The following is a 22,387-nucleotide window of genomic DNA, read 5'->3' as shown; positions in this document are numbered from 1 at the left end:
CACAGGGGTAAACGAGATGGATCATTTATTGGTTTTAAAAAACCATCAAACAGGCAGGTAAAGCTGTGGATAACTCTGTTGAAAACCCTGTGGGTAAGTTTGTGGATAAGCCTGTTGATAACCTTGCGGATAAGTCTGTTGATAATATTCAGACTACGGACGAGCCAATAGAAGGGACTTGGTATGCTGCGCTAGCGACCCAGTTAACCAGTCTGGATGCTTCACTTACTGACCTTAAAAAAGATCAACTAAAACAGCTTATTATTAGTGTTGGGCAGGCACTGGAAAGTGGTCATACCTGCTTGTTGTTAACTACGCAAAACCCATTACCTGAGTTATTACAGCATGCCCTGATTGTGGATGAAAAACAGGCCACAGCGCAACCGGCACCGCTGGTCAGGGCGGAGGATTATCTATACTTTTATCGGCAGTGGCAACAGGAACATCGTCTGGCTGAGCAATTAACACGCATTTTAGCTACTGTTCGGCCAGTAAATGTACAGTTTGAAGCCAATGAAACTGCCAATACACGCCAGCAACAAGCCATTACACTGGCCGCCAAGCATTCTTTTAGCCTGATAACCGGCGGGCCGGGCACTGGCAAAACCTACACACTGGTGCGGATTGTTAAAGCCTTGCAACAGGCCCAGCCAGATTTGCGCATTGCACTGGCCGCACCTACTGGCAAGGCCGCCCAGCGCATGCAAAGTGTGCTGGATATTGCCTTTGCCGAATCCGGTATTCAAAGCAGCCAGATTCAAACCGCCCAGACCGTGCATCGGCTACTAGGGCTGGGGACTACCGGTAAACCCCGCTATCACCAGCGCATCCCGTTACCCTATGACCTGATTGTACTGGATGAAGGTTCCATGCTGGATCTGGCACTGGCCAGCCTGCTGTTTGATGCCATTGCACCAGGCACCCGCCTGATTATTCTGGGTGATGCCGACCAGCTGGCTGCGGTGGATGCTGGCGCCGTACTGGCCGACCTGCAACAGACGCCCGCGCTACAGGATCACCAGATTCACTTGCAGGAAAGCAAGCGCTTTAACGCCATGCAAGGCATTGGCCAGCTTGCCTCGGCTATTTTGGCGCAGGATGTAATGACTTTCTGGCAAACCTTCCACAAGCCTGAAAACCAGTCGATTTTAAAACACATTAATCCACAGCATTTAAGCGACCAGCAGCTATTTGACCAGCTATGGCAGGGTTTTTTACCATTTGCTCGTGCACTACAAGACGGTCAACCGGTGCAACAACTATTTGCAGTGTTTGACCAGTACCGGATTTTAACGGCCATGCGTTCAGGCCGGCTGGGAGTAAAACGCATTAATCAGGAAATGTCCCGTCGCTTGCAACTGACACTAACCCAGACGGCTGGCTTTAGCGACTGGTTTGCTGGCCGTCCGGTGATGATGAGCCGCAACGACTATGGCCTGCAATTGTCCAATGGCGATATTGGCCTGTGCCTGCCGGATCATAGCGGCAAATGGCAGGTTTATTTTGCCCATTTAAGCCAGCCGATAGCAGTTACACGCTTGCCCTTGCATGACATCAGCACAGCGTTTGCCATGACGGTACATAAGTCACAGGGTTCGGAATTTAACCGTGTTGCAGTAATACTGGAATCCGCTGCCCAAAACTTGCTCAGCCGTGAGTTGCTATACACCGCCGTCACGCGCGCCAAACAACAGGTTGACTTGTGGAGTGATACTACCGCTGCCGAGCAGGCGTTACACAACAAGCTGGTTCGTCACACAGGCTTACAGCGCCAATTGCAAAAACACATAATTGCACTCAATTGTGAACAAAAGCAGACAGCATTGTGAGCAAATGCTCACACTAGATACATCTTTTAACGACTATAGACCGATCAGTCTATTTGCGATGATGGCAGCACGATAAGTTGCTGGCAAGGAGCGCTGGTAAAGCACCATAAACACAAGAATATGGTTGGGAAACCTGCAAGCTTAAAGGAACTAAGTACATAATAAAGAAACCGTTTTATACAGCCGCATAAGCCCAGAAGGTAGTATCAGAACCCAAGGGCTTTTCTTTTTTTTCATGTCTTATTTTATAAAAATTCAGTTTATCATTTATTTATTTAACTTTACAAAGCGCTAAACACTGCATGCATTTTTGCAACACTTCCAGCAAGATCAATAAGTTATTTTAATGCTGGATATTAACTCATGCATAAAATAGGTGTTAGCCATGAATATTTTTGAAGCCCTACGCCAGAGCCACGACGTACAACGTCAATTGGGCGCACAACTATTACAAACCCAAGGGGCTAGTGCAGAGCGCGATGAAATTTTTAAAAAATATAAAATTGAACTGGTGGCCCACGAAACTGCTGAAGAGCGTTATTTTTATGTACCCTTGCTCATGGATGACAATGGGGTGGATTTAACCCGCCATGCCTTGTCCGAGCATCACCAGATTGATGAATACATTGAGGAACTGGAACAGGCTGACCAAACCACCTCATCATGGATGGCCACTGCCAAAAAACTGGTTGAACAGGTGCATCATCACCTGTCGGAAGAGGAACACCGCTTTTTTCAGATGTCCGGCAAAATTTTAAGTGAGCAACAAAAACAGCAACTGGCTAAGCAGTATTTTGAAGAATTTGAGCGCCAGAAAGAAAAACATGCAGCGGCCTAAGCTGCATTTTTGGTTCTTTTAAGACTTTAGAGGATGCTAAAAAATATAGTGCTAAAAACATAAATTTCTGTTGAAATTCAGTGAATTAAGATTATATGTTTATTTGTTTTAGCGCATTTAACCCAAGCCAGTATTCAAGCAAGCGAGCCTGTTATGTCCTACTATCCTTACACGCCAGATGTTGAAGTCAAAGCCAGTGATGAAGATGACCTGATTGAAAAGATTGTAGAATCCATGGCACGGGTCAACACGCGTGCCTTTGACCAGCACCGGCACGCCACCCGGGATGCACATGCCAAAAGCCATGGGATTGTGGTTGGTCATCTGGAGGTCTATGACAACCTGCCTGAGCATCTGGCGCAGGGTTTATTTGCCAAATCAGGCCGCTATCCGGTGGTGATCCGCCTGTCCAGTGCCTTTGGCCATATTAAGGATGACCGTATTCCAACTGCCTATGGTATGGCCGTGAAAGTGATTGGCGTAGAAGGTGAAAAAATCCTGCCGGAGCATCAAAATGATGTAACCCAGGACTTTTTAATGGTGAATCATCCAGTCATTCCGTTTGGGCATGTTAAGGCCTACTGGAAGATGCAGCACATGGCCGAAAAATACGATGAGTCACCCGACCTGATTAAGCAGATTGGTGAATCACTGGCCAAGCCGGTGAGCACGGTAGCTGGCTTGCTGGCACATACCAACTCGCCATTAAAAAAACTGGGAACCCCGCCTACCCATATTTTAGGGCAGACTTTTTATACGATGGCTGCCATTCGTTATGGTCGCTATATTGCTAAAATCAGTGCCGCGCCGCTATCACCTGAGGTGGCTGCGCTGGCTGGACAAAGCGTGGATATTACCAACCGTCCTTCTGGCATGCGCGATCTGGTGGTGGATTTCTTTAGCCGTTCCGGCGCCCAATATGAACTGCGCGCCCAGTTGTGTACCAATCCAGCCGATATGCCGATTGAAGATGCGTCCATCGAATGGGATGAAAACAAGTCGCCGTATCAGCCGATTGGCAAAATTGTGATTCCACCGCAGGATGCCTATAGTCCGGCACGCCGTGTGTATGCGGATGATGTGCTGTCCTTTAATCCTTGGCATTGCCTCAAGGAACATCAGCCGCTGGGTTCTATCAACCGGGTGCGTATTCCGGCCTATGCGCGTTCCAGCAAGTTCCGCCATGACATGAATGTGCAACCACGGGTAGAACCACGCGATATTAGTGAAGTACCGGATTGAGTTTTTATTAAATATTCTTACCATAAAAAAAGCCCCATCAACTGACGGGGCTTTTTTTATTCTGGACTAGAATTCATTAGTACAGGATACGCACGCGAATCGTGCCTTCAACCGTTTGCAGGGCTTCCAGCGCGGCTTCAGAGGCACCGGCATCCACGTCCATTACCAGATAGCCGATATCACCTTTGGTCATTAGGCTTTGCGCGGCAATATTAATATTTTGCTTGGCAAATAGCTGGTTGACCGCAGACAAAACGCCCGGAATGTTTTTGTGAATGTGCAGCAGGCGATGGGTGCCTTCCTGTTGTGGAATGGCCACTTCCGGGAAATTCACGGCAGTGATGGTTGCACCGGCATCGGAATAACGCACAAACTTCTCAGCCACTTCCAGACCAATATTAGCCTGTGCTTCCTGCGTAGAACCACCAATGTGCGGCGTCAGAATGACATTGTCAAACGCACGCAGCGGCGACAGGAATTCTTCATCGTTGGCTTTTGGCTCTTTCGGGAACACGTCAATGGCGGCGCCATTTAACTGGCCAGACTGAAGTGCTGCGGCCAGATCATCAATTTCAACACAGGTGCCACGTGCCGCATTAATGAAAATCGCGCCTTTTTTCATTTGGGCAAACTGTTCGGCACGCATCATATTCTTGGTCGATGGCAGCTCAGGCACATGCAATGACACTACATCCGACTGGGCCAGCAATTCTTCCATGCTACCGACCTGACGCGCGTTGCCCAGAGGCAGTTTGGTCACGACATCAAAGTAAATCACTTTCATGCCCAGGCTTTCGGCCAGTACCGACAACTGGGTGCCAATGGAGCCGTAACCCACAATACCTAATGTTTTGCCACGGGCTTCATAGGAACCTTCGGCAGATTTTGACCAGCCACCGCGATGAACCAGCGCATTTTTTTCTGGAATGCCGCGCAGTAACAAAATTAGCTGACCCAGTACCAGTTCAGCCACCGAGCGGGTATTGGAATAAGGCGCGTTAAACACGGGAATGCCGCGTACCAGCGCCGCATCCAGATTTACCTGATTGGTGCCAATACAGAAACAGCCCACAGCAATCAGCTTATTGGCTGCTTCCAGCACTTTTTCGGTAATCTGTGTGCGCGAGCGAATACCAATAAAGTGTGCATCCTTGATGGCCTCAATTAAGGCATCTTCATCAAGTGCTGTCTTACGATAGTCAATGTTGGTATAACCAGCCGCATGGAGAACATCGAGGGCGTTCTGGTGTACGCCTTCAAGCAGCAGAAAACGAATTTTATCTTTTTGCAAGGAAAGTTGTTGGCTCATGCCGGCTCCACAAAACCAAAAAAGTGTAAAGGCCAAAAATCAAGCCGTATATGATAGCATATTGCAATAGAGTCTGCTTTTTTTCTTAAGAGTCGTTTGCCATGAATGCGCCGCTTGCCTTATCTGCTGTTGTGTTGGAACAATTATCTGCCATCGTGGGCGAACAACGGGTCAGGACTGATCATGACAGCCTGCAAACCTGGGGCAAGGACTGGACCAAGCATTTTGAACCCAATCCGTCGGTCATTGTATTTCCGGCCACGACGGAGGAAGTGCAGGCAGTGGTTAGGCTGGCCAATCAGCACCAGATCGCCATTACCCCAAGCGGTGGACGTACCGGTTTATCAGCCGGTGCCGTAGCCACCAATGGTGAAATTGTAATCAGCCTTGACCGCATGAACAAAGTGCTGGAATTTTTGCCCGCTGATCGCATGGTGCGCGTGCAGGCCGGTATTGTCACCGAAAGCCTGCAACAGTATGCCGAACAGCAGGGCCTGTATTATCCGGTGGATTTTGCCTCGGCTGGTTCCAGCCAACTGGGTGGCAACATTGGCACCAATGCTGGCGGCATCAAGGTGATTAAATATGGTATGACCCGCCAGTGGGTGCTGGGTCTGACCGTGGTTACCGGCAAGGGCGATATTTTACACCTGAATAAAGGCATGATTAAAAACGCCACCGGTTATGCTTTGCAACATTTGTTTATTGGCGCAGAAGGGACACTGGGTATTGTCACCGAAGCGGAAATTAAGCTGGAACGCCAGCCACAGGATTTAAAAGTACTGGTACTTGGCACACCGGATTTTGAGTCGGTGATGCCCATTTTGCATGCATTCCAGCAGCGGATTGACCTGACAGCATTTGAGTTTTTTGGTGAAGTGGCCCTGCAAAAAGTGCTGGATGCCGGTCATGTGGGCAAGCCATTTGATACGCCGTGTCCATTTTATGTGTTGCTGGAATTTGAAGGCCGCTTTGAAGCGGTGGTTGACGATGCCATGAGTATTTTTGAGCATTGCATGGAACAGGGCTGGGTGCTGGATGGCGTCATGAGCCAGACTCAGGCGCAGGCACAAAACCTGTGGCGCTTGCGTGAAGATATTTCGGAAACCATTGCACCATTTACGCCCTATAAAAATGATATTTCCGTACTGATTACCCATGTGCCGGCGTTTATCAAGGAAATTGATGCCATTGTGGCAGCCAGCTACCCGGATTTTGAAATTTGCTGGTTTGGCCATATCGGCGATGGAAATCTGCACTTAAATATCCTGAAACCGGCCAATCTGTCTAAAGATGAATTCTTTGACCAGTGCAAACTGGTAAATACCCAAGTGTTTGAAACCGTGCAAAAATATAACGGTTCCATTTCCGCTGAGCATGGCGTAGGCATGACCAAAAAAGACTATCTGGAATATACCCGCGATGCCGTGGAAATTAGTTATTTGCGTGAGCTGAAAAAAGTATTTGATCCGAATGGCATTATGAATCCGGGCAAGATTTTTGATTTGTAAAAGCCTGTTTGGAAACTAACCAAAACGCGTGGCTTCGGCTGCGCTTTTTTATCTAAACAAGAACGATAAAGTGAGCAATAGTGGAGCTAATTATTTTTATTGGGGTGCAAGGGGCGGGTAAATCGACTTTTTATTCAAATTATTTTTTTCATACCCATATGCGAATTAATCTGGACATGCTGAAAACCAGACACCGTGAGAAATTACTCATTCAAGCTTATCTGGAAGCAAAGCAGCCATTCGTGATTGATAAAACCAATCCTTCCAGTGAAGACCGCCAGCATTATATTGAGCTTGCAAGGCAATATCAGTTTCAGGTCAAAGCTTATTACTTTGATTCCAGTTTTGAAAAAGCATTACAGCGCAATAACCAGCGCAGCGGAAAACAGAAAATTCCTGAAGTGGGCTTGAAAGCAGTGCTTAAAAAAATGCAGCAACCTGTCTATGCCGAAGGTTTTGATAAAATTTATACAGTAGAAAACCTTGATGGAAACGGGTTTCAGGTAAAGGAAATAGAACATTGAAATTTGAAGCACTGGACAAAAAGATGCGTGTGTTTGAAACCGCGCATGATTATTGTGTACTCCCGGAAGTGTATATTGTTGTGCGTTTGGATGGCCGTAATTTTACAAGGCAAACCAAGGAATTATGGGATCTGGAAGTTCCTTTTGACATACGTTTTCGTGATGCCATGATTAATACAACCCATCATTTGATGAACTGTGGTTTTCATGTGGTGTATGGCTATACACAAAGTGATGAAATATCGTTGTTATTGGCACCTGATGAAGCAACCTTTGGCCGCAAAACCCGCAAGCTGATTTCGATACTGGCTGGAGAAGCCAGTGCTGCTTTTACCCTGCAAATGCAGCAGATAGCCTGTTTTGATGCACGGATTTGCGAATTACCATCAATTGATATTGTTGAGGATTACTTTGCATGGCGTCAGGAAGATGCGCATAGAAATTCGCTCAATGCCCATAGTTACTGGTTGCTGCGGAAACAGGGCCAATCGGTACAGGCTGCTACCAACTATTTGGTTGGACGTACCGTATCAGAAAAAAATGAACTGCTATTCCAAAACGGCATTAATTTTAATGACCTGCCAGCATGGCAAAAACGAGGCACTGGGCTTTACTGGCAAGCTTATGAAAAACAAGCGGTCAATCCTTTAACCCAGCAAGCTGTAACCACCACCCGCAGAAAGATTCAGGCTGATTTAGAGCTGCCATTAGGCTTGCCCTATAAACAGTTTATTCATCAGTTATTATAAGATGGCTGTTATTGATCAACACTAAAACTTCTGATTGAGAAACTTAGGGAAAATTGAATTAAATTATTGACTTATAAAATTATGTGGGTCTGGCAAGGGCTGATTTAACCCTGCTATTACCAGACCGCAGCGCCTGTATAAATCAAAAAGTCATGCGGCCTGATCACGCATTGTATTTATATTTTTTTGGGCCTGTTACCACAATTTCAAATTCTGAATCCGTTGCATTGCAGCAGCAAGCAATAAAGGCTGAAGCAGAGTCATCACCAGTGGCAGGTACAAATAAGCATCACTTTGCATATATTGGCCCTGAATGGACGACTGAAAAACACCCATTGCAATGAGCGTACTGATAATCACCGAATACACCAGCACGGCCAAAGCCGTTCCTGAAAAACGCCCAATAAACGCCACCAGAATCAGGGTTGCTGAAATATAAATATACGGATCAGGCAAGTAAACAAAACCAAACAGTGCAATCAGTAGCGCCAGCAAAATACACATCAAAAAGGTAAATGACTGGTTAATCTGGATAAAATCCTGCCAGCCATAGAGTGCCAGTAACAATCCCATAGGAATAATGGAAATGGCACCCACCACACTGCCCGTAAACAGGAATAGCCAACCCTCTGGATAGGGTACAAGGCCATATAGAGTTAACACCAGCGCACCCAAAGACGCACTAATGGCTATTGGCAGTAGCATCAGGGATAGCATTTGCAGCAGGATCAGCGGATTTTCGATGCATTGCCGCAATGGTATAAAACGGCGCAGGCAATACGCTGCCAAGCCAATTTCCAGCAAATTACCCGGAATAAAGGCCAGGCTCATGCCAATGGGATCATTAAATACAATATTGGCGCAAATGTTTCCCAGTGCGGCCAGAAGCAAAAAGATGTACCAGTCGCGATAGGCAAACACCTGTAAAAACATCACCATAATGGCATTGGCATACCAGATGGCTGCAACACTACCGGGTTGTCTGGAAATATAAATGCAATACAGGGCTGCCATAAAATACAGCACAAACGCCAGTATAAAGATACCAATGCGACGGCCCTGCAGCTGAAGCATTTGATTTTCAGGATGGGTAAATAGCATTGTGTTAACTGACCAGTACTAAAGTACAGATTGAATTACAGGTAAAAATGACCGATGTCCGTATGCAGATAACTGGGTCATATTTTTAAAGGTATGTCCCAGTGTAGCATAAACCCTGAGGCTGGCTCAGGAAACCGGCCATATTAATAGTCATCGTAACCTTCTTCCTCAGCAAGCCCGGCTTCAAGGTGCTGTATGTCTTCCAGCGAAATTTCACGAATTTCAAATAAGGGATTGTTAAGCAGGGCATTAACGCTGTAGAGCGCCTCAGTATCCCAGTTATTAATCTCAAGCTGCTGCTGTTGCGGCTTATAGACAATGTTGCGATTACTGGCAATGGCAGCCTGTAGCAGGGCAGGTGTACTGGACAGGCTTTCCAGGCTACCGTTAAGCACCAGTGGACAACCCTGTTCATCAAAAATGCGCTCCAGCTGGCCTTTTAGCTGCTCAGGACTAGGGGCATAAACTAGCCCGGTAAAGTATTCATCATAATCCTTATACAGCTCCTGCTGTTTTACCGACCATAGTGCATAGAATTTGGGCGCACCTTCAAAGCACATCAACTGATAGCTTTGCATGCCGGCACGCTCTACAAACTCAAAAGTATCATCATCAGCTAACTCTGCGGGCAAGGTATCTTCACTGATTTCATAGCCATCAGCAATATGCTGGCCACAGCGCTCAAAGACAAAGGCATCCAATGTATTTAATTTTTCTTCACTGGCATTAAACAGGGCTTCAACTTCATACAAGGCAAAGTTTCGTGCCGCATCAATTTCAAGCTGCTTATAGGCCTGCTCAGCCTGTGCCTTGTCCTGAAAAATATTGGCAATCCGGTTGCCTGCCACATAGAACACTTCATCGTTATAGCCAAAACACTTGGCACGAATCACGTAAGTAGACATAAAATTTCCCTTTCTCTAATTAAAAATGCCGTTGTTAAAATGAATAAACAATGCTGTATTGGGAGTAATGAAAAAGGCACGTTATGGCAGGAGTATAGGCCTCTGGCATGGCTTTCATCTGGCAGCATTGATTAGGGCTTAAGCCAGTAAGGTAATGGTTATTTTAATAAAAATCTATCTGGAAATAAGTGCTTGGCGTCATGTAGTGTCGTGAATCAATGAAATTGTCTATACAGAAAACAGCCAATAAAGAATGAAAAAAACCAGAATGGCAACAACACAAAAAGCCGCAATAAATGCGGCTTCGGGCGTTTTAATACTTAGCGGGCGCGGTACGTAATGCGACCCTTAGTCAGGTCATAAGGTGTCATTTCAACCTTAACCTGATCACCAGTCAGAATGCGGATATAGTGTTTGCGCATTTTGCCGGAAATATGAGCAATCACTTCGTGACCATTTTCCAGACGAACGCGGAACATGGTGTTTGGCAATGTCTCGGTGACAACGCCTTCAAACTCAATGAGTTCTTCTTTGTTGGCCATAGCCTACCTGATACGAAAAGATAAGGCGCAAATTATAGACAGTTCCGGCTAAAAAAACAATCCATTCGTGTGGCTGTGCGTACACACATTTGGCGAACAAATGCAGGGCTGCCGTTCAACAATACTTTTCATTTCTGGCTGGATGGCATTAAACTAGGCTGTCAATTCAGCCAATAACCTGACAGAATGGTTTTAATCAGCATTGGCAACTTAAGGCAAATGAGAGCGTAGATATGGCGGGACAACTGACAGATGCTTCAATTATTTTGCGTTTAGGTTATCAGGCCATGCGCCGGGCCAATATGCCGGTTGAACAGATTCTGGGCCGTGCCGGAGTTGCCTTAAGTCAGGTCGATGCCCGCAAACGCACGCCTTTAAGTGCGCAGGTTGCCTTCTGGCAGGCTGCTGAGGAAGTCACGGGTGATCCTGATGTGGGCCTGCATCTGGGTGAACATTTGCCATTGTATCGTGGTCAGGTCATTGAATACCTGTTTATGAGTAGTGGTACATTTGGCGAAGGCCTCAAGCGGGCACTGGCTTACCAGCGCCTGATTAGTGATGCGCTGAATGCCCAACTGGTGGTGGATAGTAAAAGCTGCTATCTGACCAATGGCCGCATGGAATATTCCGATACCAAGGTACAGCGTCATTTTAGTGAGTGTGTGGTTTCCGGGGCATTACGGTTTTTTAATTTTGTCACCGAAGGCCGCTTTCAGGTAACCTGTCTGGATTTTAATTATAACTACGGGACCAGTGAGGCAGAATACCGCCGTGTGTATAATTGTCCGGTAAGACTGGGACAAACTGAAACCCGTCTGTACTTTGAGCCAGCCATTCTGGATTATCCACTGTGGCAGTCTGAACCGGAGCTATTGCGCCTGCATGAGCAACTGGCACTGGAAAAGTTACAGGAACTGGCGCGCTATGATCTGGTGGGCGAAGTGCGCCGTGCGATTGGCTCAACGCTGGAAAGTGGTGAAACCACACTGGAAACCGTGGCAGCCCAACTCAACATTACCCCGCGTCGCCTGCGCACCCAATTGAGTGAAGCCAATACCTGCTTTCAGCAAATCCTGTCGGACTACCGTTGCCGGCTGGCCAAGCGTTTGCTGTCACAAACCAATGAAAGTGTAGAGCGTATTGTGTATTTAACCGGCTTTTCCGAGCCGAGTACCTTTTATCGCGCCTTCAAGCGCTGGACCAATGAAACGCCGGTGGAATACCGCAAGCGCAAGCAGCATTAAAGCCTACGCAGCATCAAGCCTTTACTGTTATGAGGCGCACCATAATCAGTTGGGCTTATTCTGGCAGGTTTAACCAGACTGGTCCCAGATCTACCGGTGGCAGGTTAAATTCTGGCGGATAGTAAGCCTGAATAAAGTACAGCCCATCGGGCGGCGCTGTAATACCAGCCTGATTACGATCCTGAATCGCCAGCAAATGATCCATCCATTCTGGTTCATGCTCGCCCGTACCAATTTCCAGCAGTGTCCCCACAATATTACGTACCATGTGATGCAGGAAACCATTGGCCTGAATATCCAGAATTAAAAACGCCCCATGCCTGAACAGCCGGGCATGGGTGACCTGACGCACAGGCTGGTTAGACTGGCAAGCCGCTGCCCGAAAACTGGTGAAATTATGCGTGCCCACCAGCTTATCCACAGCCTTGATCATGTTATCCACATTTAAATCCTGATAAACATGAGTCACTTGGCCATATAGTGAAGCAGGACGGAAACGGTGCTGATAAATAATATAGCGATAACGCCGGGCACAGGCTTTAAACCGCGCATGAAAATGGGTATCCATGGGCTGAATCCAGCGCAGGGCAATATCCTTGGGCAGTAAGGTATTGGCCCCCATAATCCAGCCGCGCTCAGGGCGAATGGCACTGGTATCAAAATGAGCAATCATGTTGCTGGCGTGCACACCCGCATCCGTGCGGCCAGCGGCATGCAAATCAACTTTGTGATTGGCAATTTTGCTTAAAGCATTTTCGAGGGTAAGCTGCACACTGGCAACGCCGGCCTGCTGAGTTTGCCAGCCACGGTAATGCAGGCCATTAAACTCAATCCCAATTGCATAGCGTTGCATAATATTCTCGGTAAAATGTTGTCAGGTCAGGCGTGTTTTAGGCACTGGCATCAATATATCGCTGTTGTTGGCACTGCCATTGCTGCCGGCGCTGTTCAAAACCAAGCGGTTGGCATAACAGTAAGGCCAGACGGGCATAGAGGGCAGCCAGTGACCAATTGCCTGCGGATAATACACCAAATTGAGCCAGCCAATGTCCGGCAGCATAGTTAAAATTCACACCGCCAAACGCTACCTGAGTACTGAGTACCAGCAGGACTTTAGCTTGCTGTGCCTGCTGCAACACGGTTTCTATGGCAGGGTGCTGTGGCAGATTACCTGCACCAAAAGCCAGAATAATCATGGCCTGTGGTTTGGAAGCCAGTAACTGCTCTAACTGCTGGGCCAGTAGCTCAGGATTTAAAGGTAGCGCGTAATACACCGCAATATTCAGGTTAGGCAAGTCTTCAAGCGTAAGTGAGTGCGGTTCAGGCAGTAATAATAATGGGACAGCCGTTCCAGCAAATGCAGGGGTGCTGGCGGTATGAATTTTCTGCACCGTATGGGCAGGCCAGACTTGTCCATCAAAGGCCACCCAGCAGTTACTTTGTGCTAGCGATGAACTACCACAGAGCTGCTGATACGCGGTGGCTAAATTGCTTAAGGCATCGCTATATAGGTTTACCGCTTCACCAGTCGCTTCCAGTAGCGGAAACTGGCTACCGGTAATCACCAGTTGTACAGGGTGTAGTACGACATTGGGTATAAATTCTGCTAAAAATGCAGCGGTATAGGCCAGGGTATCAGTGCCATGCACAATCAGGATTTTTTCAAAGCCCTGTTGCACCAGTCCTTTAATTTGTAGCAGCAAATCCTGCCAGTCTTGGGGTTCAAGCTGGCTACTATCGCGGATATGGGTACTGGCAACAAAGGCTTGAAGTGCCGGATAATCATTTTGTAACACCTGTTGCAGCCGGGGTAAAAAAACCTCAGCAGGCAAGGGTGTGAGTGGCTGACCCGTACAGCCAAAAGTGCCACCCATATAAATCAGGGCCATTGAAGAAAGTGGCTGTTCCAGCATTGTTGGTATCCTGCTGATAATAATTTGCTCAAGGCGCAATGATTTGAATTGTTAACCACATAATGAAAAAAGCTAAGCATGATTTTTATTAAAATTGGTTCCTGATAGCGCCCAACAAAAAAGGCAACTCCAGTGATGATAACCAGAGTTGCCTTTTAAGTGCAGGAGACGCGTTAAATCAGGAGGCCAGCTTTTGCATCAGGTGCTGAGCCTGAGCCTGTTGCTGTGGATTACCCTGATTCATCACTTCACCCAGCAGTTCACGGGCACTGGCGCGTTCACCCAGATTGATATAGCTTTCAGCCAGCTCAAGGTTGGTTTGCTGAACATCAAGGTTAACCAGAAACGGGAATTCCTTGGCCAGAAAATCTTCCGGGCTACCTGAGGTATCCGCAGGAGTTACCGAGACAGATGCAGCAGACGCTGGCGTGGTTGAGGTGCCAATGTTGAAGTCCTGATCATCAAAGCCATCGGCCCAGTTGGTATCTGTAACTTCCAGATTTTCCAGATTCACCTGTGGAGCAATCGGTGCTTTAGCTGACTCTTTAGGCTGGTTTAGTTCAAGATTAAAGCTGGTAGGCGCAGGTTCCGGGATTTTAACTTCTTCCAGAACGAAAGAATCATTCAGGTCGAATTCAAGATCAATCGGTGCATCTTCCGGTACTGCTTTGGCAGGGGCTGGCTCAAAATCAACCGGCTTGGCTTTTGGCTGTACTTGCGGCTTGCTGTCAAACTCATCCAGATTCAGGTCAAAAGTGGTAGCAGCCGGCTCGGATTTGACTGCAGGTTCCTGCGCAAAGCCAAACTCAGCTTCCAGCTCGGCCAGTGACTGGTCGGCAGCAGAAGCAGGAACTTCCACCTCGTTTGGCATGGCAGGGGCTGATTGCGCATCAAATTCAATAACGTTGTTTTCAGCAGATGCTGGCTTGCTGCTTTCAAAGTTAAAGCTTAAGTCATCAACCGGCGTAAAGTCTTCCGCTGGTTTTGGCTGCAACAGCATGCGCATTTTTTCGGCATGCTGCGAGGTTTCTGGCTGGTTAAAAGCCGTAACGATACTAAACTGCTGTTCAAAGCCGTCAATGTCATTTTGCAGGGCATAGACTTCAAGCAGTTTCACCTGAAGGTCAACACGCTCAGGATTCTTGCCAATGGCATCCTTAAGCAGGCCGACAGCCTGAGTATAGCGATCACGTTCAATATAGCTTTGTACTTCCTGTAGCACATCCGTGGCAACCGGCTGTGTGGCGGCCGGACGGGCAACCGGTACAGGGACTTCAGTGGCAACAGCTGCTGTAGGACGGGCAACAGGCTGTTCTTTTTTCACAGCAGCCGGTGCGGCGCGCTTTGTGGCAGGGCGCTTGGCTTTACCACGGGCCGCAGGCTTGCTGGAGGACTTACCCATCAATACCTTGGCCACAATGGCACCAATAACCACTACTGCAACAGCAATAATGATCCAGATCGGGAAGCCCCCTCCGCTGTCAGCTTCGGCGGCGCGTGCCATGTTGGGCGCAAACCCAAACAGGCCCATACTGGCAAAAGCAACAATGGGAAGAATGGCATTGGCTACCTTTTTGGGAGGCAGGGCTTGCATGTGCTGCTTTTGCGCAGGCAGTTTTTTAGCCTGATTGCGCGTTTTCAGCTGATGTTCCAGTTCGGCGAGTTTAGCGTTTAGCATGGCGATCTTCTTATCGTTTAGCGCGAGTTGAGCGTCCAGCTCACTCACTTCATGTTGCATTAAAACTGTTTTACGACGTTCTTGACCAATTTTCAAGACTATTTCGCGCGGCAGCGGTTGAAAACCTACATTTTGACCAGTGGAGCTGTTTCCTTGAGCACTTCCTTGCACATTTGGTGCCACAAGGGTTAGCTCAGCTTTGGGCAAGCGCCCACTGCGGTTTATGGGAGTACTGGCACTGGCAGTTGGTGCTTTGGGCACAGGCCTGAAAGGAGAGGTCACCTGAGGGGTGGCAACAAGGGTGGTATTTTGGTCGCGTTCCGGCAAAATCAGGGTAGCACCACGCTTGAGCTGATTGGGATCACCTGCAATAAAGGCATCCTGATTCATGTCACGGATACGCTGCATAATCTGGCCAACCGGCTGCTTGAGCTGGGGTTCCAGTTGTTTTGCAATTTTCCACAGCGATTCATTTTTTTTAACCACATGGCGCGGCTGGTTTTTTCGGGGTGCTGTAGAAACTTCAATTTCTTTGGCTACGGCTGCTTTACTGCTGGCTTGTATGCCAGTGGGCTGCTGGGGTGTCATATCCGGTGGCAGGGCATTCACCACATTGAGTTTGCGTTCTGTGCTGGGCAAGGGCTTTTCATTGCGGCTTGCTGGCATATCAATTGTTGGGGTGGTAGACGTTGCCAGTGATACTGCTGTACTGGTACTGGCCTGTACCGGATTCTGGCTTTGCTTTTGCGTTTGCAAATTGACGAGTTTTTTATTTTTATCTGCCGGGTCAATCATGGCATTAACCCGTTGCAGACGGGTGTTCTGGCCGTTTTTAACCCGTAGTACAAAGTCAATAAAAGGCTCATTGACCGGCTGGCGGCCACGAATCACGATAATGCCACGGTCGGCTGAAATGGCTTGTATATTAAAGCTGAGTGTCCCGTTATATGAGCCGGATCTAACGCCAAGATCAGCCAGCTCTTGCGGACTGGCCATGCCCACTGCAAGATCCTGTAGCCTAACAGCACCAAGGTCTGATAGGGAGACTTCGGCATAAAAAGGCTCGCCCAGTGCAGACTTGACCTGAACCGGCTGAATGACCAGCGCATGAGAAAAAGAAGCAGACCACAATGAGACAGAAAACAGGGGTAGTAATCCGGTGCTTAAGCTGGCAAAAAGGCGCTTACGCAAGACCATACTAAAATTCCATTATGCTAGTGAATGATCTTTTTCCGTAGGAAAATGAAAAGGAAGAATTGTCTAAATAACGACTTGATTTGTAACATAAATGGGCAAGTTACTCAATCTCTGATTCCTTGCCCGTTCTTCATTGACGCTAGAGCTGCTTAAGCAGACTGATGTTCAATCAGCAGGCGCAACATGCGGCGTAGCGGCTCGGCAGCACCCCACAATAACTGGTCACCCACGGTAAACGCACCCAGATACTGGTTACCCATATTTAGCTTGCGCATGCGGCCCACCGGAACGCTCAGTGTGCCGGTTACGGCAACCGGGGTCAGGTCAGTCATGCTGGCTTCACGGGTGTTGGGCACCACTTTGACCCAGTCATTGGACTCACGGATCATGGCTTCAATTTCATCCATCGGCACATCTTTTTTAAGCTTGATGGTGAGTGCCTGAGAGTGGCAACGCATGGCGCCAATACGCACACACAGGCCGTCAATCGGGATAATATCCTGACCTTGCAGGCCCAGAATCTTGTTCGATTCCGACTGACCTTTCCATTCTTCCTTCGACTGGCCATTGTCCAGCTGCTTGTCAATATAAGGAATGAGGGAACCGGCCAGCGGAACACCAAAATTGGCTTTGGGGAACGCATCGCCACGTTGCAGCTCGGCCACCTGACGGTCAATGTCCAGAATGGCACTGGCTGGATTGTCCAGCAGATCCTTAACGCCATCACGCAGGTAGCCCATGCCGCCAATCAGTTCACGCATGTTTTGCGCACCGGCACCAGAAGCGGCCTGATAGGTCATGGCAGTCATCCATTCCACCAGATTGTTCTGGTATAGCGCACCAACAGCCATCAGCATGAGTGATACGGTACAGTTGCCGCCCACGTAGTTTTTAATGCCTTTGCTTAGACCATCTTTAATAACATTCAGGTTCACCGGGTCGAGCACAATAATGGCGTCATCCTGCAGGCGCAGGGTGCTGGCCGCATCAATCCAGTAACCCTTCCAGCCGTCATGACGCAGCTTGGGAAAAATCTCGCTGGTATAGTCGCCACCCTGACAGGTAACAATGACATCCATTTGCTTTAGGGCGCTAATATCAGTGGCGTTCAGCAGGGCAGGCGCGGTTTTATTGCCATACGTTGGCGCATCGCCACCTGCATTACTGGTTGAAAAATAGTATGGCTCAAAATGCGCAAAGTCATTTTCCTCAACCATACGTTGCATCAGCACAGAACCCACCATGCCGCGCCAACCAACCAAACCCACTTTCATATCATTACGCCTCAAGTTGCATTCAGTGTACAAAGTATCCGAGTTTAACAAAACTACGTGGCGGCTGCACGTTTAGCATGCAATAAACCACAAAAAGTTCAAATGTTGAGGGCTGGTAAAAACCATGCAAAAAGTTCTGAAATTAAGGCATGATTAAGCATGAAAAATACTGACTGTTAAAACATGCTGGAATTAACTTTACGCAGCCTGGAAGTGCTGGCTTTAATCGTGGTGTTTGCAACAGCATGGTCGCTGATTCCCCGTGATGAATGGTGGGTGCGTGACCTTGACTTCCCACGCTTGCAAATCCTGTCTCTGGGCCTGACTGATCTTGTGCTTTTGCTGGTATTACCTACGCCTTGGGATATATGGCGTGGCCTGATATTGTTCCTGCTGGCTGCCGCCCTTGCTTACCAGATTAAAATGGTCATTCCGTATACCATGGTCTGGCCCAAGCAGGTAAAACAGGTCACTACGCCGCACCCGGACCAGCAGATTTGCATGCTGGTATCCAACGTATTAACGCCCAACCGCAAGCACTATTTGCTGATCGAACAAATCCGCAAGCACCAGCCGGATCTGGTGCTGACGCTGGAAACTGACAAGGTCTGGGAGCAGGCATTAACCAGTATTGAGCCGGACTATCCGCATGTAGTACGTATTCCGCTGGACAATTTGTATGGCATGCACCTGTATAGTCGCCTGCCGCTTGAGCAGACCGAAGTCAAGTTTTTGCTCAGTGAGGAAATTCCTTCGATCCACACCACAGTGACCTTGCGATCTGGCAAAAAGGTCAAGCTGTACTGCCTGCACCCCAAGCCACCTAGCCCAACCGAGGCCTATGAGTCGACCTTGCGTGATGCCGAACTGCTGATTGTCGGCAAGCATATTGCGTCGGTAGACCAGACCTGTATTGTCATGGGTGATTTGAATGATGTGGCCTGGTCGCGCACCACGCGCTTGTTCCAGCGCATTAGTGGCTTGCTTGACCCACGGGTTGGCCGTCATTTTGTAAATACTTTTCATGCCAGCTATCCGCTGTTACGCTGGTCACTCGACCATGTATTTCACAGCCCGGATTTTGCCCTGATTACCATGCAGCGCTTGCCAGATGTTGGTTCGGATCATTTTCCGGTATTAACCCGCTTGCAGTACATGCCTTCTGCACAAGCTGAGCAGCAACCGCTGGATGTAGATGCCAGTGATTATCAGGAAGCCAGTGAAAAAATAAAGGAAGGGGTAGAAAAGGCCGAAAAATCAGTGACAGATCAAATCATCATTGAGCAATAATGTGTCAATAAGTGACATTCTGTAAGCAATTACTTACATTAAGTGCCGAGTTTAGCGTCTATGTTGCTGGCCAAAAAATTTATAAGATAACTTCATCAGCGCAGGACATGGCACGGAACAGGCCAGCTAGGGATAGATACCCTGTAAAGGGTAATGCTGAAAGGAAAGACAGTATCACGGACAGGATACGCGACAGGGAAAGCAGGATACAATAACACACGAGAGCACAGCCGCAAGCATCAACCCGAGCAGGCAGGACGCCACGCTCGGGTTTGTGTTATTCAGCATATAATAAAAGCTTTCTAATGAAAGTAATGGCTTAAAATCTAAAAAATTTTCTGGTTCAATCAGTGCTCTGTAAAAATCAATTTTCTAAAAAACTTTCTATATTGATCCGATCACTTGCTGATATAAGGCAATGGTTTGATCAGTCATTTCTGACAACTGAAAATCCTGTACCGGTGCGGGTTTTACCGGTGTAGCCAGCAACTGGTGAATTTTTCTGAACAGGGCATCGGCATTTTCTGGTTCAACCAGACCGGTAGGATAGCAGCGGTTTAAAATTTCAGCTACGCCGCCACGGTTCCAGCCCACTACCGCCGTACCCAGTGCCAGTGCTTCTAGCGTGGTGCGACCAAAGGTTTCGGGCTGGGTGGATAAGGACAGCACCAGATCACTGGCCGCCAGCCATTCCCGGATATCACTGCGGTGGCCAACAAAGGTGACATGTTCCTGTAGGTTCATGTCCGTAACCCGCTGGTGAAGTTCGTCCAGATAGCCCTGTTTTTTTTCATCTGCACCACCCACAACCACCCCATGCACATTAAATTCTGCTTTTAAGACCTGAATCAATTCCAGCAGGTATTCATGTCCTTTAAGGCGGGTAATACGACCGGGCAGGGTAATTAGCGTTTTGTTTTCCAGTTGGGGAAAAAGCTGGTACACCATGTGCCACCATGCTGCCGGGGGCTGATAGCCGTGTGGAAATTCATGCAGGTTAATGCCGCGGTAAATCCGCACAATACTGGATTTTGGGCAATGTGGATAATGCTGGTGAATATAATCCACCACGCTATCAGACACTGCAATCACCCGTTCTGCCCTAGTCATGATGGCGCTATAGCCATTAACCGAATACATGCCATGCACGGTACTGATCAAATGCGGGCGCTTTTTTGGCGCAATACCACGCAGGGCAAAATGGGTAATCCATGCAGGCACACGCGAACGTACATGCACAATGTCCGGTTGTTCCTGCACAATAAGCTTGCGTAATGGCCTGATTTTAAACAGGCTGCTAAAAGATTTTTTATGAATGGCCAGTTGCAGGTGACGCGTCCCTTCCTGTTCCAGTTGCGGCACCAGACGACCCCCATTGGATACCACCACTGATTCATGCCCTTTGGCCACCAGCGCATGCCCAATTTCCAGTGTGCCGCGTTCTACACCGCCACTGTTCAGTTCAGGAAGAAGTTGCATGACTTTCATAGCAGGCTCAGGGAATATGGGTAAGAGGCAAGGATTTTCTTGAAATAGTATTCAGTTTTTTAGAGGAGTCAAAATCAGTTTGGTAAACGCGCCTGACCAATGGGTGAAATAAATAGGCCTAGTAAATTCGGGAGTAACCTTCAGGACGGGTTTTAAAGCGACGGTGAAACCACATGTATTGGGTGGGTGCCAGATTCAATTGCTGCTCAATCAACTGGTTGCTGGTGGTTGCATCAGCGACTTCATCATTGGTCGGGTAGTTTTGCAGGGCAGGCGTAATGTGGATGTGGTAATGCGGTTTACGGTCATCCTGACGGTAAAAATGCATGGACATGACTGCGGCATTGGTCATCTTGATCAGGCGACGCTGTGCGGTTACGGTTGCGGCAGGCACACCATAAAAAGGTGCCATCACCCCTTGCTTGAGGCCAAAGTCCTGATCCGGTGAGTACCAGATTATCTTTTTTTCCTTCAGGCGGCGTACCAGCAGGCGGATATTGCTACGGTCAATTTGTTGATCATAAATGTTATGCCGCGAGCGATAAATCAGCCAGTCCAGCATGGGGTTGTTTTGCGGACGGTAGACCACATCCAGATTAAAGTAATAGCTGCACAGCAGTCCACCGGCATCTAGCAGGGTCGAGTGCAGGCCCAGCATTAAAATACCCCGTTGTTCAGCTTGTGCCTGTTGCAAATGCTCAAGGCCGCTAATGCTGACTTTGCCATTAAAGCGCTTGGGGTTGTACCAGGCTGTCAGGCTTTCAAGAATACCAATGCCCATGTTTTCAAACACATCCAGCCCCATACGCTGGTACTCGGCATCGGTCAGCCCGGGGTAACAGACACGCAGGTTGGTTAGTGTGGTTTTGCGTCTGGATTTAAGCGCTTTCCACAAAAGCTGACCAATGATGCGGCCAAGGACACGCTGCATCAGCCAGGGGGCATAAGCCCATGGCAGCAGCAGCAGGATACATAGCCAGATGCCCCAGTATTTTGGGGCCAGAAAAGCACGTGAGAATTGAGGTTCTGTGGTGTGGTGTGGTGATGAACTCATGAACAGTGGGCAGTTTTCTTCCAGTCTGCCAATTGTGCCGGGGTAGCGGTGGCTAAATCAATGGATAATGCCATTTCAGAACCAGAGTTTTTAATCTGGCGGCCCGGAACCTGTACATTTCTGGCCAGTTGCGCCAACATTTGCTGCATGGTGGCTTCATCATATTTCGGCTGGGTATGCTGAATCACATAAGCATAGTCGCCACGCTTATGGATGAGCAGACCAATAAAACGCTCGCTGTTCTGGTTAAGCACCAGATAACCTGATGCCCCAAGGCTGGAGCGTACCGGTTTAACAGCACCCTGTGTGACTTGTGCCTGATACAGTTGCGCATACAGTTGGCCAATCTGGCTGCTTAGTGCCACAATATCCTGCTCACCGGCACCGGGCAGCTTGGGATTGTTATTCAGGTTAATCGCATCAATCCGGTAAAAACGGCCAATCTGGTCGGCAATGCTCAGGCTGTTGCCTTCAGGGGTACAGCTATCCTGCAAATTAAGCTTGCCTGCCAGAACAGCCGAGTTAAGGTCCAGATTGTAGGTTTGTGCCGGGGCGTAGTACACCTGATTGGTTTGTGCCAGTGGCTTGTTGGGCTGAATCTTTGCATGATGGCTACAGGCACCAATGGCCATAGACAGGCCAGCCATCCCTATAAGCCATATGGTTTTTATCCGTGTTTTTTTCATACCCAGCATTGTC

19 protein-coding genes are annotated in these 22,387 nt (G+C 48.2%); 8 read left to right on the top strand and 11 right to left on the bottom strand.

The genetic code is table 11. From position 1 onward, the window contains the following. The first annotated feature begins 65 nt into the window (after nt 1-65). From recD to BKE30_RS01095, 3 genes are all read left to right on the top strand, one after another. Nucleotides 66-1,829: an exodeoxyribonuclease V subunit alpha gene (gene recD, locus BKE30_RS01105; protein ID WP_158073142.1), complete on the top strand. Its 1,764-nt coding sequence runs from the start codon at nt 66-68 to the stop codon at nt 1,827-1,829. Nucleotides 1,830-2,214: 385 nt separating this feature from the next. Continuing rightward, on the top strand, nt 2,215-2,667 hold the full coding sequence (locus BKE30_RS01100) for a hemerythrin domain-containing protein (protein WP_076876821.1): 453 nt from the start codon (nt 2,215-2,217) through the stop codon (nt 2,665-2,667). A 153-nt stretch (nt 2,668-2,820) separates the two neighbouring features. Then, nucleotides 2,821-3,909: a catalase family protein gene (locus tag BKE30_RS01095; protein WP_076876820.1), complete on the top strand. Its 1,089-nt coding sequence runs from the start codon at nt 2,821-2,823 to the stop codon at nt 3,907-3,909. Between the two features lie 76 nt (nt 3,910-3,985). Here BKE30_RS01095 and serA read toward each other — a convergent pair whose 3' ends face one another. Beyond that, nucleotides 3,986-5,218: a phosphoglycerate dehydrogenase gene (gene serA / locus BKE30_RS01090; protein ID WP_076876819.1), complete on the bottom strand. Its 1,233-nt coding sequence runs from the start codon at nt 5,216-5,218 to the stop codon at nt 3,986-3,988. A gap of 101 nt (nt 5,219-5,319) precedes the next feature. On the opposite strand from serA, the gene BKE30_RS01085 reads away from it, so the two are divergent. The 3 genes from BKE30_RS01085 (at nt 5,320) to BKE30_RS01075 (ending at nt 8,002) form a co-directional block, all read left to right on the top strand. Further along, entirely contained in the window at nt 5,320-6,729 is a 1,410-nt protein-coding gene (locus BKE30_RS01085; RefSeq protein WP_076876818.1) for an FAD-binding oxidoreductase, read from the top strand. Nucleotides 6,730-6,809: 80 nt separating this feature from the next. Further along, the gene (locus tag BKE30_RS01080) at nt 6,810-7,253 is read left to right on the top strand and encodes an ATP-binding protein (protein ID WP_076876817.1); all 444 of its coding nucleotides are present in this window, start codon (nt 6,810-6,812) and stop codon (nt 7,251-7,253) included. Further along, nucleotides 7,250-8,002 carry a tRNA(His) guanylyltransferase Thg1 family protein gene (locus tag BKE30_RS01075; RefSeq protein WP_076876816.1) on the top strand — a complete coding sequence of 251 codons (753 nt, stop codon included), beginning with the start codon at nt 7,250-7,252 and terminating at the stop codon, nt 8,000-8,002. The genes BKE30_RS01080 and BKE30_RS01075 overlap by 4 nt, the downstream gene beginning before the upstream one ends. A 195-nt stretch (nt 8,003-8,197) precedes the next feature. Here BKE30_RS01075 and BKE30_RS01070 read toward each other — a convergent pair whose 3' ends face one another. The 3 genes from BKE30_RS01070 to infA form a co-directional block, all read right to left on the bottom strand. After that, nucleotides 8,198-9,076, bottom strand: a complete 879-nt coding sequence (locus BKE30_RS01070; RefSeq protein WP_158073141.1) for an MASE1 domain-containing protein — start codon at nt 9,074-9,076, stop codon at nt 8,198-8,200. Nucleotides 9,077-9,246: 170 nt separating this feature from the next. Next, nucleotides 9,247-10,008, bottom strand: coding sequence for a hypothetical protein (locus BKE30_RS01065; RefSeq protein ID WP_076876814.1), 762 nt, complete (start codon nt 10,006-10,008; stop codon nt 9,247-9,249). 320 nt (nt 10,009-10,328) lie between these two features. Then, a complete protein-coding gene (gene infA / locus BKE30_RS01060; RefSeq protein WP_026472443.1) occupies nt 10,329-10,550 on the bottom strand; it encodes a translation initiation factor IF-1 in 222 nt (73 codons plus the stop codon). Nucleotides 10,551-10,783: 233 nt separating this feature from the next. Between infA and BKE30_RS01055 the strand changes: the two genes are divergently transcribed. Beyond that, on the top strand, nt 10,784-11,794 hold the full coding sequence (locus tag BKE30_RS01055) for an AraC family transcriptional regulator (protein WP_076876813.1): 1,011 nt from the start codon (nt 10,784-10,786) through the stop codon (nt 11,792-11,794). A 55-nt stretch (nt 11,795-11,849) separates the two neighbouring features. Here the strand turns inward: BKE30_RS01055 and truA are convergent, their stop codons facing one another. The 4 genes from truA to asd form a co-directional block, all read right to left on the bottom strand. Next, the gene (gene truA / locus BKE30_RS01050) at nt 11,850-12,647 is read right to left on the bottom strand and encodes a tRNA pseudouridine(38-40) synthase TruA (protein WP_076876812.1); all 798 of its coding nucleotides are present in this window, start codon (nt 12,645-12,647) and stop codon (nt 11,850-11,852) included. Nucleotides 12,648-12,684: 37 nt separating this feature from the next. Further along, nucleotides 12,685-13,707 (bottom strand): asparaginase domain-containing protein, encoded by a 1,023-nt coding sequence (locus BKE30_RS01045; protein WP_076876811.1) that lies wholly within the window; start codon nt 13,705-13,707, stop codon nt 12,685-12,687. 178 nt (nt 13,708-13,885) lie between these two features. After that, nucleotides 13,886-16,582 carry a FimV/HubP family polar landmark protein gene (locus tag BKE30_RS01040; protein WP_076876810.1) on the bottom strand — a complete coding sequence of 899 codons (2,697 nt, stop codon included), beginning with the start codon at nt 16,580-16,582 and terminating at the stop codon, nt 13,886-13,888. 149 nt (nt 16,583-16,731) lie between these two features. Further along, nucleotides 16,732-17,856, bottom strand: coding sequence for an aspartate-semialdehyde dehydrogenase (gene asd / locus BKE30_RS01035; RefSeq protein ID WP_076876809.1), 1,125 nt, complete (start codon nt 17,854-17,856; stop codon nt 16,732-16,734). A 183-nt stretch (nt 17,857-18,039) separates the two neighbouring features. On the opposite strand from asd, the gene BKE30_RS01030 reads away from it, so the two are divergent. Next, nucleotides 18,040-19,146, top strand: a complete 1,107-nt coding sequence (locus BKE30_RS01030; protein WP_076876808.1) for an endonuclease/exonuclease/phosphatase family protein — start codon at nt 18,040-18,042, stop codon at nt 19,144-19,146. Between the two features lie 384 nt (nt 19,147-19,530). Here the strand turns inward: BKE30_RS01030 and BKE30_RS01025 are convergent, their stop codons facing one another. From BKE30_RS01025 to BKE30_RS01015, 3 genes are all read right to left on the bottom strand, one after another. Beyond that, nucleotides 19,531-20,634, bottom strand: coding sequence for a glycosyltransferase family 4 protein (locus tag BKE30_RS01025; protein WP_076876807.1), 1,104 nt, complete (start codon nt 20,632-20,634; stop codon nt 19,531-19,533). A gap of 118 nt (nt 20,635-20,752) precedes the next feature. Then, nucleotides 20,753-21,688: an LpxL/LpxP family Kdo(2)-lipid IV(A) lauroyl/palmitoleoyl acyltransferase gene (lpxL, locus tag BKE30_RS01020; RefSeq protein WP_076876806.1), complete on the bottom strand. Its 936-nt coding sequence runs from the start codon at nt 21,686-21,688 to the stop codon at nt 20,753-20,755. Then, nucleotides 21,685-22,383, bottom strand: a complete 699-nt coding sequence (locus BKE30_RS01015; protein ID WP_143253613.1) for a hypothetical protein — start codon at nt 22,381-22,383, stop codon at nt 21,685-21,687. The genes lpxL and BKE30_RS01015 overlap by 4 nt, the downstream gene beginning before the upstream one ends. Between the last annotated feature and the right edge of the window lie 4 nt (nt 22,384-22,387).

This window comes from Alkanindiges hydrocarboniclasticus (assembly GCF_001982605.1).
GTDB lineage: Bacteria > Pseudomonadota > Gammaproteobacteria > Pseudomonadales > Moraxellaceae > Alkanindiges > Alkanindiges hydrocarboniclasticus.
The sequence above is the reverse complement of the archived record's forward strand: the minus strand, read 5'-3'. Positions and strand labels throughout refer to the sequence as shown.